Genomic DNA, 17,558 nt, shown 5'->3' with positions numbered 1-17,558 from the left:
GCCGGCTCATGAGCGCTATCGACAATCTTCGCGCCGCTGTCGAGGCCGCCGCCGGCGACACGGCCTTCGCGCTCGATGCAGCGTTCCTGACGGCAGGCCTCGCCGATCCCGCCGTGAAGGTTCCCGCCGACTACGACACTTGGCTGAGCCAGGCCTTTTTCCTCAAGGCCGCGGCCGACTTCAAGGTGACGGTGGCAAAATCCGACGTTGGCCCGGTCGAGGGGACGGCGTTCACGGTGCAGTCGGCGACGATCCCGTTCATCGGCGCCGCGACCCCGCTGGCCGCGAAGGCCACGCTTGTGTTCACCGTGGACGGCGACCAACTGATCGTGCAGGCCGAGGCGACGCCGTCGAACTGGACCTGGACCAGCAGCTTCGCCTTCATGGGCGGCTTCCCGTTCAATCAATTCGGCACGCTGAAGAACGTCAGCTTCGTGTTCTCGACGGCGACCGGCACCTACCCGTATGGTGACTCCGCAGGGCGTGCGGTGAGCGGCGGCGCGGTGCAGAATTTCGTTGCCAAGGTCGCTCTGCCGGATGTCGCCAAGCCGTTCCTGCTGCTGTTTCCTGGCCTCACCGCGCCGGCCGGCGATCTGCTGCTGAGCGGCGCCCTCAATATGGGCATCTTCAACGGCGAGACCGTGCTGTTCCCGCCGGGGCAGCTGCGGGCCGCGATCCAGGACGGCACGTTCAAGCTCGCGTCGCAGTTCACGGTCAAGGATCCGAGCCTGGCTCTGACCATTCCCGCGCCCGATGGCGCGGACGAGGTCGATGGCGTGCTGGTGCTGGCCGATCCCGCCGATCCGGATGCCGGCGATCAGGCGCCGACGCTCGCGATCTCCTCGCAGTTCGACGTCGGCAGCACCGGCTCCTATCAGCTCGACGTCGAGATCACGCCCGGCGCGGACACCAGCTATTCGGTGGCGCTCGCGGTCGTCGAAGGCGGCGCGCCGCTGACGCCGGCCACGGTGATCGAGGTGATGGGCGGCAATGGCGGCTATCTCGCCGCGACCCCGGACGTGCTGCAGCAGTTCCTTGCCTTCGTCGGTCTCAACGGCTTCTCGATCGCCGGCACGCTCGGTCGCTCGCCGACGATCACGGCGGTCTCGATCGAGATCGGCAGCTCGAAGGATACGAGCTGGCAGATCCTGCCGCCGACCGGCGTGCTGGACTTCAAGATCACGAGCTTCGCGCTGCAATGGTCGATGGCCTATCCGTTCGACGGCACGAAGCGGCAGCAGACCTACGACTTCACGACCGAGTTCGTACTGGCGCCGAGCGTCTTCAAGGGGCCGGACGGCGAGGGCGACGGCGTGTTCACCGTCCAGTTCACGTCCGCGAAGCAGTTCTTCGCGTCCTTCGCCGGGACCGCGAAGCTGAGCGACTTCCTGACGGCACTGTCCGGCGGTGCCGTCGTGCTCGACGTCGAGAATGTCGGCGATTTCGAACTTGGCGACATCGCGGTCGCGGTCGATTACGGCGCGCAGAGCTTTCAGTTCGATGCTGGCTTCAGCCTGACGCTCAATCTGCTCAAGATCAACAACCAGCCGATCCTTGCCGTGCGGGAGGGAACGGTCTCAATCGCGGCGCAGACTCCGACGCAGACGCCCGACGGGGGCAATGCGACGACGCTGTTGCGGGCGGCGCCGCTGCCGATGCTCCGGACCTCGCGAGTGGTCGCGCTGCAGACCGCCTCGCAGACGCAATGGAAGTCGAGCGTCGGAGGCTTCCTCGATGTCGGGCCGTTGCACACCAAGGTCAGCGTGACCTATGACGGGTTCGAAACGCCGAAGCGGTGGGACCTCGCCGCCTCGCTGGAGGAGCCGCTCGAGGTCTCGGAACTGATCAACCAGTTCTTTTCGCCCGGCAGCGCCTATGGATTCCCGAGCTTCCTGCCCGGAGATCTCATCATCTCCGAATTTGCGATCACCGCGACCATTCCGGCCGAGCAGGGCGAGCTGAAGACGAGCTACGACATCACCGTCGGCTTCAGCTGGACGTTCACCTTCGGCGATCAGACCGTCGGCATCGATCCGGCGCGGCTCGGCGTCAGCTATGACGGCCAGAAGCCGGCCCAGCAACAGTTCTCCGGCTTCGCGCAGGGAACCTGGGTCTATTCGGCGATCAACCTCAAGCTCACGATGGGCTATGAGTTCAAGACGACGGAGGCGGGCTCCAACAACATCCTGTTCGTCGAGTGGGAAGGATTCCGCGCGGATTGGGAGAGCGGCAAGGAGCTGGTCACCTTCAGCCTCAAGGGCTGGAGCATCGGGTCGCTGGTGCAGGCGCTGGTGCGTACGCTCGGCAATCCCTACTTCACGCTGGATTCGCCATGGGACCTGCTCAACCAGATTTCGCTCGATGCGCTCCGTGTCAACGTCTCGCTCAAGAGCGGCGAGAGCTTCTCGCAACGCCTTTCGGCCAGCTACGAGCTGTCGAGCCCGATCAATCTCGGCTTCATCAGCATCACGGCGCTGACCTTCCGCCGCGGCACCGACGGCAAGGTGACCCTCGCCATCGAGGGCTCGAGCCCGCTCGTCGCCGATGATCCGGCATTCAAGAATCTGCTCGATCCCGCCAAGGGGCAGGACGTGCAGAACCTGCCGTCGGTGCCCGGCCGGGGCGAGGAATGGTTCAAGCTGTTCCTGCTTGTGCTCGGGCAGCGCATCGGAATCACCGGCCATTCCAGCTTCAACAGCACCAAGGAGGTGATCTGCGCGCTGCAGTCCGTCCCAAGCACGACGGGCAAGATGAATCCGGTGGATCCAAATGCGGACGAGGGCGGCGCGCCGGGCCTGCCCTATTACGACCAGTCGAACAACTGGCTCATTGCCGGGCATCTCGGCCTGATGAAAGTGGCCGGCGCCTGGTCGATCGATGCCATGCTGGTGTTCAACGACCCCAATCTCTACGGCCTGCGGCTGGCGCTCGCCGGCGAGAAGATGGGCGGGCTCGCCAATCTCGTCGTCGACATCCTCTACAAGAAGATCACCGACGATATCGGCGTCTACCAGATCGATTTCACCTTCCCGGACATCATTCGCAACCTCAATTTCGGCGCGGTGTCGATCACGCTGCCGCAGCTCGGGATCAAGGTCTACACCAACGGCGATTTCTTCATCGACATCGGCTTCCCGTACAATCTCGATTTCCGCCGCTCCTTCTCGATCTCGGTGATCGTGTACGGCGTGCCGGTGCTGGGCGCCGGTGGCTTCTACATCGGCAAGCTCTCCAATGCGACATCGACCAAGATCCCGAAGACCAACCTCGGCACTTTCGATCCCGTCATCGAGTTCGGCATCGGACTGCAGCTCGGCCTGGGCTACAATTTCGAGAAGGGGCCTCTGAAGGCGGGCTTCGCGCTCACGGTGTTCGGCATCGTCGAAGGCGTCGTGGCGCCGTGGCATCCCTACAATCCCGCGCGCACGCTGGCATCGCGCGCCAGCAGCGGTGCGCTGCAGAGTGACTATTATTTCAGGCTGTCGGGAACGGTCGGCATCATCGGCCTGCTGTACGGCAGCGTCGATTTCGCGATCATTTCGGCCTCGGTCAACGTCAAGATCGTGCTGTCGATCCAGCTCACCTATGAGAGCTATCGCGAGATTCCAGTGATCGCCAGCGCGAGCGTGACGATCAGCCTCAAAGTCAAGATCAACCTCGGCCTGTTCTCGATTTCGATCAGCCTGTCGTTCTCGGCTCAAGTCTCCGCGACCTTCGTGATCGGACAGACCAGTACGGCGCCGTGGGAGGTCCAGGGGGCGCGCGCGGATGCCTTGCTGATGCAGCGGGCCCATGCACGCGGACCGGACGCGGCCATGCGGCTGGCGCGCAGCCTGAAGCCGCGGACGAAGCGGCTGGCGCCGGCCGCCGCTCATCGCATGGGACTTGCCGCCACCGCCGGCGACAAGCCGAGACTGTCGCTGATGGCGGGCGCGCAGTACACCGTGCTCGCTCCGGAGGCAGCCACGGACGCAGCCTCGAACCAGGGGGCATTTGTGCTCCTGCTCGCAATGGACGCGCCGGATGCCGCGGCGAGCGCGCCGTCCGCCACCAAGACGTCCTTCGACGTGCTGGCCGAGGTCTACTTCCCCTGGATCATCGACGCACTGGGGAACGAGAGCGGGGATGCGGCCGAGCTCGGCGAGACGCTGGCCATGTCGGTGACGCTCACCCAGCTAGAGGCCTATGTCGCGCGTCTCGCCGACACGGCCGATCCGTTCCTGTCGATCAAGGGCCTGCTGCAGTTCCTGGCCGACGGATTCACGCTCGACATCTTCAATCCGGCGACGGCGCAATCGTCGGGGCTGAAGACCAAGCTCGATGCCGGTTCGGTGCTGTTTCCGGTGTTCGACGGATTGAAGCTGCAGGTCCCCGGCATGTCCGGTGGCCAGACCTCGCCGATCGCGTTCGAGACCTACACCACGGCCACGCCCGGCTACGCGACCGCGGTCAGCAAGATATTCGCGCAGGTCGCCGCGAACATCGAGGCCCAGAACAAGGAAACGCGCCGGCTTGCCGCGGAGACCGATACGAGCTCGGCGGAGTCGATGGCGGCCCTGGTGTTCGTCGACACCTTCACCCTGATCGCGCGCCAACTGCTCCAGGCCGCGGCCGACGCGCTGCAGAGCTATGCCTATCCGCTGACCCCGACGAGCAGCATCGGTGCTATTCTCGATGAGCTCAACGGGATCGCCGGCAATGCCTTGATGATTGCGGATATCGTGCAGCCCAACGTCGATCATGCCTTGGGGGCCGGGTTGTCGCTGCATGTCGACGGCCTCGAATATGTGGTGCAGAGCGGGGACACGCTGCAAGGCATCGCTGGCCGCTATTCCGATGCGGCGTCGCCTCCGCGCTGGACCACGACGCCGGACCGCCTGATCGTGGCCAACCGGTCCCGCCACATGCTGCAGGGCGGCGTCGTCTTGCTGCTCACCAACAGCCAGGGTCAGGAGCAGATCTATGTGACGCGGCAGGGCGACAGTTTCGACGACGTCGCGCTGCAACTCGGCGCGATCTCGATCGACGCGCTCGCTGCACAGAGCGTGCTCTACGGCGTCGCCGGCCTGCTGCAGCCGACCTTGCCGCTCGCGATCTGGCCGATCGCCTACAAGACCGCAGGGACATCCGGCCCGTCATCCGATACGCTGGCGACGGTGGCGAGCCTCTTCCAGACCACCGCCGTTGCGGTTGCGGACGCCAATCGCGGCGTCGCCGGCCTGTTCTCCGTGCAGGCGGAGCGCGGCCTGCTCACGGTCGCCAATCTTCAGGCCCTGTCGGTTGGCGCGCTGTGGTCGGCCATCGCGGCCACGGGTCAGGTCGGGCAGACCGCCGGCATGGTCTCGCGCTTCCTGGTCTATGGGTTGCGGCTGCCGGTCCAGGACGGATTGACGCTGTCCAATGCGTTCCTCTATCCGAGGACGCAGTCGGCCTATGGAGTCTATCAGCTCACCGGCCAGCAGTTTCCGACACCCAGTTCTGCCACGAGCTACAAGGTCGGCTTCGCACGCGAGACTCAGAGCCACGGCGTCCCGCTCGATTTCATTTTGCTGAACGACGGCACCGACCTCAGCATGGAGGTTGATCTGAGCCAGGCCTATGCGGCGCTCGATGTGGTCGTCAGCTGGGCCAGGGGGCCGGGCAATTTCGTCCCGAGCCCGACATTCGCGGCGCTGCCGCTCGCCGAGCGCCAGCCGCGGCCGTTTACCGCCAGCGGCTACGCGCGCTGGTCGAGCGGCTCCGTCGCGAGCCTGTTGGCTCTGACGAACCGCAGCGGCGTGGCCGCGGCGGCCGATGCCGGCGCGCAGGTGCAGCCGACGCTGTGGAGCCTGCCGCCGGCGCAGACCAATCTGGTCGCCACGCGGGAGCAGTCGATCCGCGCCGTCATGCCGGATCTTCGTTCGACCTTCGCGCTGCTGCCGAAATTCCAGCCGCAGACCGGCCGCAGCAATCCTGCAACGGGACGCACCGACTATGCCGACATCGCACGTTGGGCCTGGTGCACGCGGCTCGACGTTCAGATCAAGCGTCTGCCCGACGCGGCGGCGCTGGCCGCGCAGGGCGTGGGCGCAGGCGATCTGCCGAGCGGTCCGGCGTCCGCGCCGTCGCTGCCGTTCGTCTATGAGTTGGTCGGCCCCAGCTCGGAGGATGCGGTGCGACTGCAGCGCATCCTGACCGCCATGGACGCCCTGGGCGAAGGCATCGCCTCCGCCGTCTTCCTGCTCTACAACCAGTCCGGACCCGGCGCGCCGATGCTGGTGACGCCTGCGGATGCCAACTTCCTCGCCTTCATCACCCAGACCAACCTCTCGACCGAGACCAATCCGGCGGCGGCGCTCCGGCTGACGCTGGCTGCCGAGGACGCTCCGCCGCGCGGCGTTGCCAACTCCCCGGCGCAGTTCATCCGCCTGATGTGGGAGCTCAGCACGGTCCGCAGCGGCGGCTACTATCTCTATTACGAGAACGTCGAAAGCGGCGAGGGCTTGCCGGCCGCCGTCTTTGATTCCTCCGGTTCGGGCATAGTGACGGTGGTCGTGACGTTCGCTACGCAAGGCAGCGAGTCGTTCGGCACCACGCTTCCCGATTTCGTCAACGCCTTCGTGACGACCGACGCCGTCGATCCGCAGAGCGATCTGGTACAGACGGTGTCGCTCGCCTCGACAGGCCAGACGGCGCCGGTTGCGGCGGGGGCATCGCTCGATGCGCTCGCGGCGATCTACGGCCCTGGGCCCGGGCGGATCGCCGAGGTCAACGCGACCAAGCCGCTCGCCGCGGGCGCGCTGGTGCCGATCGTGGGCGCGGTACGCCAACTGACCGACGCGGATCTGGTCCGCGGTGCCGGCGGGTCCATCGACGCGCAGGCCACCCTCGACAAGCTCGCCAGGCTGTTCTCTGCCGGCGCCATCCACTCCATCAGCGGCCAGGACATCGCCGCGTTCAATCCGCAAGTCGCTGTTGCGCTTGCGGCCGTCTTCTACATCCCGCCGCTGACCTATCAGGTCAACGCCTCCGCCGCGCCCGGGATGAGCTTGGCCAGCATGGCCGCCTATTACGGGCTGGATGTCGACCTGATCGCCCGTGGCGCCAGCGCAGCGCCCGGACTGTTCCCGGTCAATGCCGTGCTCGATCTCGACCCGCAGCTGTTCTCGCTGCGCGACCAGCTGCCGCCGCAGAACATCGGTTTCTCCTTGACGCGCGACAATCTCGGCCTGCCGCCGGACGATCCAGCGGCGCCGGACTTTGCCAAGAAGACGATGTATCAGCTCTATACCTCGCTGGCCGCGGGGCTCGCGGGCAACGTCTTCTACAAGGCTACTCCGCTGGGCATGCCGTTCGGTCCTCAGGACCATGACGACGATCAGTCCGGCGCGTTCGAGAGCCATGCGCGCTCGGCGCGGACGCGCGGCAACCGGCTGGCGCAGGTTGCCCTCGCCGATTTCGACTATCGCCAATCGATCGGCATCGGCGCGCAGTTCGCGCTGGTCAACGCCGCGCCGGACCCGTCTGATCCGGATCTGCCGCCGAAGGCAGCCAACCCCTATCTCGGCGTCGGCACCATGGCGCAGGTCGCGCTGCAATGGCGCGATATCTTCGGCAACACCACGGTGACGCCGTTCGAGGCACCGCCGCAAGGGTACCGCGGCGCGCTCAACGGTGCGGCGGTGCCGATGCTGTATCGCGACGAGCTGATCGGGCTGGGGTCCTGGATCAATACCAACGCCAGCTACAGCTATGACGGCACAGGCGGTGCCGCGTTCAAGCTCGCTCTTTCCCTCAACGCCGCCGCCTATGCCGGGCCGGACGGCGTGGCGCGGGCCGCCGACGATCTCTCGCTCTACACCCGGATCTATTATCAGCTGCATCAGGACTATTCGGCCGATGTCGCCGTGCATGTGCCGGGCGTCTCCGGCAACGCGGTGGCGATGCGGCTATCGAATTCGCTGATGGCCAAGCCCGATGTGGACCTCAGCGACCCGCAGGCGGACATCATTCGCGGCTATGTGCGCGCCTGCGTGCTGTATCTGAAGCTCGTGACGCGCGGCCAGGCACCCGCAGCCCCGGCTGTGACCCTGTCGCTTCCGGTCGACGTCAAGGCGATCGCCGCCGGCAACATCCTCGAGCTGGATGTAACACTCGCGTTCAGCCGCAATCCGTTGCTGGTCGATCCGGCGGTGGCGGCGCTGCAGGGCGGCAGCGGCGTGGCTGCGGCGATCCTGCCGCGTGCCGATGGCGACGGCAATGTGTCCTATACGGTGTTCAGCAAAGCGGTCGAGGCCGTGTTCGCCACTGCCGACTGGTATCTCAAGGTCGGGCAGGGCCTGTCTCGCGACGGCGAGGATGCGGCCGACGGCGCTCAGCAGCTCTGGGCGGTGCGCTTCGGCAAGGCGGCAGGGCAGGGCATCCATTTCAAGCTCGGCACGTCACCGAGCTATTTCGCGCCGAAGCCGATCGCCAAGGCGCTGGCCAGCGGCGGTGCGACGATCACGCGCTATGACAGCGGCGACACCGACACGCTGCATCTCGACGGCGTCGACCTGAACCAGTGGTTCCAGAGCGCGCTGGATGCAATCGATCAGTTCCTGTCGGCCGACTACGCGCCGCACGCCTTCATCCTCGACCGTATCGACGGCGTGACCGATCCGATCAAGGACGGTTCGCTGGGAAGCGTGTTGTCGGCCAAGGAATCCCTGGCCGATACGATCAGCCTAAAGACGCTGCCGGTGCTGTCGACCAGCGCGGGCGATCCTTCAACCGGATTCGCCGCCAGCGAGAAGCTGCGCCAGCAGCTGCTCAACCAGCTCGGCGCAGCCTATCGCGCCGGTGCGGCCGTCGTGTTCGGATTGACCGAGGTGACCGGCGGAGGCGACAGCAACCCGGCCGGTCCGCCGAACCTCTACGGTCAGCCGGGCGGCAGCATCAAGGGCGTCGCGGACAATCAGAATTTCACGCTCACCCCGACGCGCATTCCGCTCGGCGAGGTGTACGATTCCGCCAGCAAGACTTGGTACGATCCGCGGCTGGCCTTCGTGTTCGCCACCAAGAACGTCGTCGACCAGGCCTATGTGCCGCTCGAGCTCACGCTCTCGCTCACGCATCTCGAGTTCGAGCGGCGGACTGTCCCCGGTATCGACGGCTATGTCGATTCGCGATGGCTCGCCTTCGTCAATGGGCCGTTCAGCTATCCGCTGGGCACGCAGGTCACCAACATTCCCGTGGTCAACCGCGATCTGCCGACACCGCCGACGGTCTCCGCGCAGCAGGCGCGGCAGCTCACCGGCGAGGGCACGACCGATCCATCGAAGCTGAACGCCTGGGGTTATTCGTTCGACTATCTCTATCAGCAGGCGGCAGCCGACGCAGTGTCCTGCACGATGGAGTTCAACCGGCCGACCGAGCCGACGCTGCGCGGCTCGGCCAAGTTGAGCGGCGAGCCCGACCTGTTCACCGCGCTCGCGCAATTCGTCACCAACTATCCGGCGATCCTGCGCGACCTCAACCAGTATCTGGTCGGCATCGATGGCGCCGAGCCGGATCCGGCGACGCTGGCCGCTGCGCGCAAGGCGACCGCTGCCTTTGCCCTTGAGACCAGGCAGATCGCGGATGCCTATGCGCGGGAGACGGTCGGGCCTGCAAGGCTGGCGGTCGCACCGGCGCATGTGATCGTGAAGTTTCTGTCGACGCTCGACAGCACCAGCGACGGGCACGCGCGCACCAATCTCGTCAACATCACCATCGATGGCGTGGCGGCGAGCTGGAATGCGGCGGCCAATACGATCTCGAACGGCACCACCACGCTTCCGGCGCCCGTGATCGCAATCATCGCGCCCGAGCTCTATACGCCCCAAGCCGTGCCTCCGGCGGAACTCCCCCCTGGTGTAGAGATCGCCTACGTCTATACGCGTCAGGTCGACGGCAAGACGGTCTATCTCCGCGAAGCGGAGGCGCGCGGGCTGCCGGCGCGGACGGTGTCGATCGCTCCGCTCGATGTGCTGCTGTACCAGAGCGGCTGGGCGTCGGTGTTCGTGCAGCGCAATCTCGCGCTGTTTCCGCTGGCAGATCTCAAGACCACCAGCACCAATCCGGCATTCCTGTTCCAGACGCCCGAGGTGCGTTTCGCGTCCACGGTGGTCCCGCAGCTGAACTACACGGCGTTCTCGCTCGACGCGATGTCGGGCGCCTCCGGCGACCTCGACGCGCGCCTGACCAAGTTCTTCGCGGGACTCTATGCTGACGGCAATGGCAGCACCAGCGACGAGGTCGCGATGCAGGGCATGTACAGCTACGAGGTCGTAGCCGGCCAGCCGGCGATCCCGCGCGTACGGCTGCCGATCAACCTGCTGACGCCGACCCCGTCAGCGGTCGATCCGGGCGTGAAGCCGCCCTTCGTGGCCCCGTTCGCGCAGATGATCGATACGTGGCGGGCGACGACCAAGCCAACGACGTCGGGCCATGCCCGCGTCGAGATCGAGCTGAAGGTCTTCGGTGGCGTCGGCGATGCGACGCAGCCGTTGATCCAGGTCGGCCGGCTCACTCACGACATCGCGAGCGCCTGAAGGCGGTACCGGCATCGAAACTGCGGCCGTCGCCGGAGATCATCTGGACATGCCGCCCGCAGCGTCGGGTGGTACGGGCTCAAGGGGCGAGTGCTGGGTCGGGTGATGACTGGCGCGCTCGGAGAGATTCGAACTCCCGACCCTCGGAATCGAAATCCGATGCTCTATCCAGCTGAGCTACGAGCGCGCGGTGCGGGCCAAATCTCCCGCGTCACCGGGATACCAGACTTGGATGGGCAAGGCCAGCCTCCGCCGCGCATGAATGGTCGTTCGCCGAAGCTGGCTCGGCGTCCGGATGGCATCAGAAGCAGGGATGCCGGCGTCGGTCCTGGCCGATATAGGCGGCCGAGCTCTGGTAGCAGTGGTTGGTGGAAGGACCGTCATAGAACGCAAAGGTGCCGGGCAGCGGGCCGGGGCCATAATTGTGCAGGAAGCTGATGGCGTAGGGCAGCCCGTAGTGGTGGCGATGATGCCGATGATGGCTGCGTGCCTCGGACGTGGCGGGCACCAGGGCGGCAGTTGACACGATCAAGGCGGCGGCGAGGGATGCGAGCTTGCTCATGACTTTTCTCTTCTCCGGAAAACGACGTCAAGGCCGGCCGTCTGGCCGGTAGCCTAACGCGGAAGTGGCGGAAAGGGTGCGCAAAAGGCGATAGTTCGTCAAAATTTTGGCCTTTTCCGCATGCTTAAGGAGCCATGACAAGGTCCGGTAAGTGCCGTCGTGCATTTGGCTCGAGGCGTTGTCGCGACAGCGCCAGAACCGGGTTTGCCGTCCGATCCATGAATCGCCTGATCCCAAGCGTCGTGCTCCTGCTGGTCGCCGCTAGCCCGGCGCGTGCGGATTTGCACATTACGCGTGATCATGGTGGCTACATCGAAGTGTACAAGGCCAAGTACAAGCACATCCGGGAAACGCATCAGCGTGTCATCATCGACGGCATCTGCAATTCGGCCTGTACGCTCGTCTTCGGCTTGGTGCCGCTCAACAGGATCTGCGTCACGCCCAGGGCCAGCCTCGGTTTCCACCAGGCCTATTACGACAAGGCGTTCACGTTCGGCATCAAGGTCACCAGCGTGGAGGGGACGTCCGAGCTGATGTCCTATTACCCCGATTCGGTGAAGGACTGGATCCGGCGCAACGGCGGGCTCACCACCGAGATGAAGCGGATCAAGAACGGCATCGAGCTCTGGAAGATCGTCGACCCCTGTCCTGACGTCTGGTGAGGACGACGTTCCTCCTCGAGACGCCGGCCTGACCTCTCCGACGGCTCCGATCGTCGCGCCGGGTTGCAGCATGTTTGCTGCGTTATGCCCTGGACACCGGATCGTGGTTCCGGGGGATCGTGGTTCCGGGCCGGCATCCGGACCACACCTCACGAAACAATCCAGCGCCAGATTGTCCCCATGACCGGGCACTGGATTGTTTCGCCGAGTCGGCCGGGCAAGCCGATCGCCTGCCTTCAGGCCGGGCCGAGCAGAATCAGCGCTTGGCCTTCTTCGTCTTCTTGGCCGCTTTCTTGGTGGCCTTCTTGGCCGTCTTCTTCGCAGCTTTCTTGGCCGCCTTCTTCACGGTCTTCTTCACAGTCTTCTTGGTGGACTTCTTGGTCGCGACCTTCTTGGCCTTGGCGGCGGCCCGCTTGGGTGCAGCCTTCTTGGAGGTCTTCTTCGCGGTCTTCTTGGCCGCTCGCCGGGCCTTAGGTGCCGTCGTGATCACCGGATCCTTCGGCGCCTCGGCGGGCATGCTGGTCTCGGTCACGGTCGGGTCAGAGAGTGGAGTGTCGTCCATATCGGGTCCCCCGATTTGTTGGAAACCCTGCGACGATAGCTGGATTCTCCGTGCTGTCAAAGCGCACCCCAACTAATCACTTGTGCGCAAGCTCGCGTAGGCTGCCAGCGCGCGCTCCCGCCCGGGCTTGTGATCCACGAACGGCGCCGGGTAGGTGCGGCCGAGTGCAACCCCGGCCTCCGCGAGCTCGAGCGGCTTTGCCGCCCAGGGCTGGTGGACCAGCGCGGCCGGCAGGCGCGCCAGCTCCGGCACCCAGCGGCGGACATAGGTCCCGTGAGAATCGAACTTCTCGCCCTGCAGCACGGGATTGAAGACGCGGAAGTACGGCGCGGCGTCGGCGCCCGATCCTGCAACCCATTGCCAACTTGCCGGATTGCTGCCCGGGTCGGCGTCGACCAGCGTGTCCCAGAACCACTGTTCGCCGAGCCGCCAGTCGATCAGAAGGTGCTTCACGAGCAGCGAGGCGACCACCATACGGACGCGGTTGTGCATGCTTCCGGTATGCCAGAGCTCGCGCATGCCGGCGTCGACGATCGGATATCCGGTTCGCCCGCGCTGCCAGGCCTGCAGCGCTGCATCATCCTGAGCCCAGGGAAAGGCGTCGAATGACGGCTGCAGGTTGCGGGTTGCGAGGTCGGGATTGTTGTAGAGCAGGTGGCGGCTGAACTCGCGCCAGCCGAGCTCGCTCAGGAACTTGTCGATGCCGGCGGCGGAAGCCGGACGCTCGGCGGCGGCAAATCGCGCCGCATGCCAGACCTGGCGCGGGCTGATCTCGCCGAAGCGCAGATGCGGCGAGAGCCGGGAGGTCGCCTCGATGTCGGGCCGGTCGCGATCGGCGGCATAGGTCTGAACGGCCGTTTCGAGAAAGCTGGCGAGGCGCGCCTGTGCCGCGCGCTCGCCGGCTTGCCATGACGCGCGTAGGCCGCCCGCCCAGTCGGGCTTGCGCGGCTCAAGCGCGAGCTCGTCGATCGGCAAGCTCGCGCCGCCGGGGGCGTGCGACAGCCGGGCCGGCCGCGGCAGCGGCTTCGGCGGATCACCCAGAGCGAGCACGCGCTTCCAGAACGGCGTGAACACGCGCGGCCCGCGTCCATCCTTGCCGCGCAACTCGGCCGGATCGACCAGAAGGTCATCGGGAAACACGCGTGAAGAGACGCCGATCTCGGCGAGTGCTGCTTCGACATCGGCAGCCACGGCGCGGGGAGCGGCCTGCGCGACATCGTTCCAGTACACCGCGCCGGCCTTGGTCTCACGCGCCAGTTCGCAGAGCACCTCGGCCGCGGCTCCACGGCGGATCACGAGCCCGGCGCCGAGCGCATGTAGTTCGGCCTGGAGTGCACGCAACGATTGCGCGAGCCACCAGCGCGTCGCGCCGCCGAGCGGACGCAACCCAGGGCTTTCCTGATCGTGGACGTAACTACAAACGATCCGAGTGCCCGACCTTGCTGCTTCATACAACGCGGGGTGGTCAGAGAGCCGCAGGCTCTCGCGAAACCACACGATGATGGGGGAGGAGGACATGATCAGGGTATCTTACTGCCGTTTTTATAGAGAGTTCCGGTATTCTACGCTCCGGAAAATAACTGCTTTGAAACGAACTACGGGCACTTTGAGATTCAGTTGCAGTTCCCCTGGAAGGTTTATGACGTGTCCGTCAAATTGAAGCTCGGCACCAAGGCGCTGATCGGCGCCGTTGTCGTGATCGCCCTGAATACCGCCCTGGTCGTCGGCGCAGCGTACTGGTCGCTGTCCTCTGACTTCGCCGACCGCGCCAAGCGCGACATCGAAGGCAATCTGCGCACCTTTGCGCTGACGTTCACCGAAACGTTCAAGGACGCGAAAGTCAGCGTGCAGAACGGCGTCGTTACGCGCATCGAGATTACGGCGATTCCCGAGATCAAGGATCACGCGATCGTCGATCGCGCGGTGTCCTATGTCGGCGGCAGCGCCACGCTGTTCGTGGTCGATGACAGCGGCCAGTTCGTCCGCCGCTCGACCAACGTGAAGAAGGAGAATGGCGACCGCGCCGTGGGCACCCAGCTTGCCGCGGATCATCCGGCGCAGGCGCTGCTGCGCCGCGGCGAGGCTTACAAGGGCCCCGCGACGCTGTTCGGCAAGTCGTTCATGACCGCTTATTTTCCCGTCACCAATCCGGCTGGAAAGGTGATCGGCATTCTGTATGTCGGCGTGCCCATGGCCGAGCTCGACGCCATGCTGTCGCAGGCGATGCGGACCATGGTCGTCGCGGCTGCGATCGCCGCGCTGCTGGTGCTCGGCTTGACCATGCTGGCGGTACGCCGCGTCACCAAGCCTCTCGCCGCGGTGACCGATGCGCTCACCGCCATCGCCGAGGGCCGCGAGGACGTTGCGATCAAGTCCAATGACCGCAGCGACGAGATCGGTGAGATCGCCCGCAGCCTGGTCGTGTTCCGCAGTGCCGCGAGCGAGCGGCGCCGGATGCGCGAGGAGCAGACGGCTGCGGCCGCAGCGGCTGTCGAGCAGCGCAAGGCCGAGCTGCAGCGTTTCGTCGATTCGTTCCAGGCCAGCATCGGCGGCATCATCGAGAACGTCTTGACCTCGTCGGGCGAGTTCGAGCGCGAGGCGCGCCAGCTCACCCAGACCGCGCGGACCACCGCCGACCTGTCCGGCCATTCGGCCGGCGCTTCGGAAACCGCTTCCGAGCACGTCCGCACCGCGGCCGTTGCCTCGGACGAGCTGTCCGGCTCGATCGCCGAGATCATCCGTCGCGTGCAGGAGTCCAACGCCATCGCCGCCGAGGCGGTCAACCAGGCGACCGCGACCGACCAGCGCATCAAGGAGCTGTCCGACGCCGGCAATCGCATCGGCGACGTCGTCAAGCTGATCACCTCGATCGCCGAGCAGACCAACCTCCTGGCGCTCAACGCCACCATCGAGGCCGCCCGTGCCGGTGATGCCGGCCGCGGCTTCGCGGTGGTCGCTCAGGAGGTCAAGACCCTGGCCGGCCAGACCGCCAAGGCGACGGAGGAGATCTCCAGCCAGATCGCCAACATGCAGACCGTGACCCAGGAATCGGTCGACGCCATCAAGGCGATCGGCTCGACCATCGAGCGCATCAACGGGATCGCCGCCTCGATCTCGGCCGCCGTCGAACAGCAGCGCGCCGCCACGCAGAACATCACCCAGAGCGTCCGCTCGGCCGCGACCGGCACCGCAGAGGTCGTCGAGAACATCCGCAGCGCGGCGCGTGGGGCAGGCGAGACCGGCGAAAGCTCCAACCGGATGTTCGCCTCCGCCCAGGCGCTGTCCGGCGAGAGCCTGCGGCTGAAGGCCGAGGTGCAGAAGTTCCTCGACGGCATGCGCGCGGCCTGACACGGCTGCTCACCCGTAGAGCCATCGTGGCAGGATCGTCACGATGCCCGGAAACAGCGTGAGCAGCAGCACGAAGGCGATCATGATGACGAGGTAGGGGGCGGTCACGCGCGCGATGTAGCCGAGACCGTCCTCCGTCAGGCCCTGGATCACGAACAGTGCCCGGGACGACAACAGAGATCTGCGCAAGCGTCTCAAGACATGACCTCGCATTCCCGCGGCATGATCAGCCCGAGTTCTGCGGCCTGTTTACCCTCTGCAAAACGAGAGGGTGCAGGGAATGCCGGGTGAAGGCCTCACCCATGGCCCGCCTGCGAAAAAAATGCAGGCGGCAGGTACCACAGGCAAAGCCGATCAACCGGCATTCCCTGCGCGATGTCTTCACGCTTATACGCAGTCTCCCTGGTGCGCCGAGCGTGTTGGCCACCATGATCCGCGCGGCGCCTCGAGCGCCGTCGCGAACGTAACACCAGCATCGGGGTGTCAGGACGCTGCGACTTCGCGTCCGCGATCATGCCGGTCGTCTGCGCGAAACGCGCGTCCGGCATGACTGCGGCCACCGCATCCCGCACCCGACGTTCGTGACGACGCGTACGTCCCTCTGCATGGGGCAGGACGACGCGGATCATACATGATTTACGAGAAAACGAAAGCGGAAAATTTCGGTCTTTTCGAATTGGAGGCGACGGCGGCGCTCAGACGTGATCGCTTTCTCCGACTCGGCGAAGCTCGGCCTTCGGATCCGGTCTCTGCAGGGCCGCATACACGGCGCCCAGCACGATGCTGTAGGTCTCGACCATCGCCAGCGAAAACAGCGCCGGGCCGGCGCCCAGCCCGAGCGACGTTGCGAACGGTCCAAGGCCGATGGCGGGAAACAACCCGATTCCGAGCAACACCCAGCCGGCGAGCCCGAGCAGGAAGCCTTTGGCGACGCCGCTGCCGCCGGGCAGGCGGTGGAAGAAGCGCCCGAACAGCAGGCCGATCAGGAAGGCTCCGTTGAGCTGCGACAGCAACCATAGCGGCGCCCCATCGTGCATCGCTCGGGCGAACAGGGGCGAGAGCGTGTCGAGAAGCGCCGAGGCGGGATCGAACTGCGGCAATAGGTGAAGCCGGCTCTTGAGCTCCATCAGGCCGATATGCGCCAGCGTCCCGCAGCCCGAAGCGACCGCCGAGGTCCATATCCAGCGATAGCTGCGTATCGTTGTCATCTCCTCTATTCGCCATGGCTCGTCCGTGGCTCGTTGATCTCGCTCAAGCACGCAAGCTCGCCGCTCGCTTAGTTTGCGCAAACTTATTGGTGCCACGTCAAGGAGTTCTGCAATGCGATTAGATCCACGCGCGCTGATCTTCGCGGCCGCAATCGTCACCGTCACCGCCGCACCGGGCTTTGCCCAGCCGGGCGCGGGCGGGCCAGGTTGGGGCCCGGGCATGATGATGGGGCCGGGGATGATGGGCGGCCGGGGCTTCGGCTTCCTTTGCAATCCCCGCATGGCCGGATTTGCCGAATGGCGGATGTCGCAGATCGAGGCCGCCATCAAGCCGAACGACGCGCAGCGGGCGCGGCTCGATGATCTCAAGGCGGCATCGGCCAAGGCCGCGGAGCTGATCACGAAGGACTGCCCGGCGACGCCGCCGGTCAAGGCGACCGACCGCCTCGCACTGGCGGAGCAGCGCCTCGACACGATGCAGCAGGCGATCAAGATCGTCCGGCCGGCGTTTCAGGCGCTCTACGACTCGCTCGATGACAAGCAGAAGGCGGCCATGGACGCCAGCGGTCCGCGCAACTGGGGCTGGCGTCACTGGCATTGGCCGTGGAGCGACGAGTAGCCGAGATCTCGCGCAGCGGTGGCCACGCGTCTCGCATCTTCCGG

General features: G+C 65.8%; 8 protein-coding genes, 1 tRNA gene and 1 pseudogene. 4 read left to right on the top strand and 6 right to left on the bottom strand.

The features are described from left to right. Positions 1-8: 8 nt before the first annotated feature. The gene (locus QW881_RS29965; protein WP_315754317.1) at positions 9-10,553 is read left to right on the top strand and encodes a LysM domain-containing protein; all 10,545 of its coding nucleotides are present in this window, start codon (positions 9-11) and stop codon (positions 10,551-10,553) included. Positions 10,554-10,663: 110 nt separating this feature from the next. Here the strand turns inward: QW881_RS29965 and QW881_RS29960 are convergent. Beyond that, positions 10,664-10,740 (bottom strand) — tRNA-Arg (locus tag QW881_RS29960). Between the two features lie 114 nt (positions 10,741-10,854). Further along, positions 10,855-11,115, bottom strand: coding sequence for a hypothetical protein (locus QW881_RS29955; RefSeq protein ID WP_315737659.1), 261 nt, complete (start codon positions 11,113-11,115; stop codon positions 10,855-10,857). Positions 11,116-11,333: 218 nt separating this feature from the next. Here QW881_RS29955 and QW881_RS29950 point away from each other — a divergent pair, with 218 nt between their 5' ends. Then, complete coding sequence (locus tag QW881_RS29950; RefSeq protein WP_315754319.1) at positions 11,334-11,777, top strand: hypothetical protein; 444 nt, start codon at positions 11,334-11,336, stop codon at positions 11,775-11,777. A 256-nt stretch (positions 11,778-12,033) separates the two neighbouring features. On the opposite strand, the gene QW881_RS29945 is transcribed toward QW881_RS29950, so the two are convergent. Both QW881_RS29945 and QW881_RS29940 read right to left on the bottom strand, forming a co-directional pair. Beyond that, positions 12,034-12,339 (bottom strand): histone, encoded by a 306-nt coding sequence (locus tag QW881_RS29945; protein ID WP_315754321.1) that lies wholly within the window; start codon positions 12,337-12,339, stop codon positions 12,034-12,036. Between the two features lie 72 nt (positions 12,340-12,411). Continuing rightward, positions 12,412-13,857, bottom strand: a complete 1,446-nt coding sequence (locus QW881_RS29940) for a deoxyribodipyrimidine photo-lyase (RefSeq protein WP_315737662.1) — start codon at positions 13,855-13,857, stop codon at positions 12,412-12,414. 126 nt (positions 13,858-13,983) lie between these two features. Here QW881_RS29940 and QW881_RS29935 point away from each other — a divergent pair, with 126 nt between their 5' ends. After that, complete coding sequence (locus QW881_RS29935; RefSeq protein ID WP_315754323.1) at positions 13,984-15,687, top strand: methyl-accepting chemotaxis protein; 1,704 nt, start codon at positions 13,984-13,986, stop codon at positions 15,685-15,687. Between the two features lie 9 nt (positions 15,688-15,696). Here the strand turns inward: QW881_RS29935 and QW881_RS29930 are convergent. Beyond that, positions 15,697-15,846 (bottom strand): annotated as a pseudogene (locus QW881_RS29930) (C4-dicarboxylate ABC transporter permease); the annotation flags it as partial. 536 nt (positions 15,847-16,382) lie between these two features. Beyond that, entirely contained in the window at positions 16,383-16,895 is a 513-nt protein-coding gene (locus QW881_RS29925) for a DUF6789 family protein (RefSeq protein ID WP_316159199.1), read from the bottom strand. A gap of 112 nt (positions 16,896-17,007) precedes the next feature. On the opposite strand from QW881_RS29925, the gene QW881_RS29920 reads away from it, so the two are divergent. Beyond that, a complete protein-coding gene (locus QW881_RS29920) occupies positions 17,008-17,514 on the top strand; it encodes a Spy/CpxP family protein refolding chaperone (protein WP_316159198.1) in 507 nt (168 codons plus the stop codon). The last annotated feature ends 44 nt before the right edge of the window (positions 17,515-17,558 follow it).

It is taken from the genome of Bradyrhizobium sp. SZCCHNS3016, assembly GCF_032484535.1.
Taxonomy (GTDB): domain Bacteria; phylum Pseudomonadota; class Alphaproteobacteria; order Rhizobiales; family Xanthobacteraceae; genus Bradyrhizobium.
This window is presented reverse-complemented; position numbering and strand designations above follow the sequence as displayed.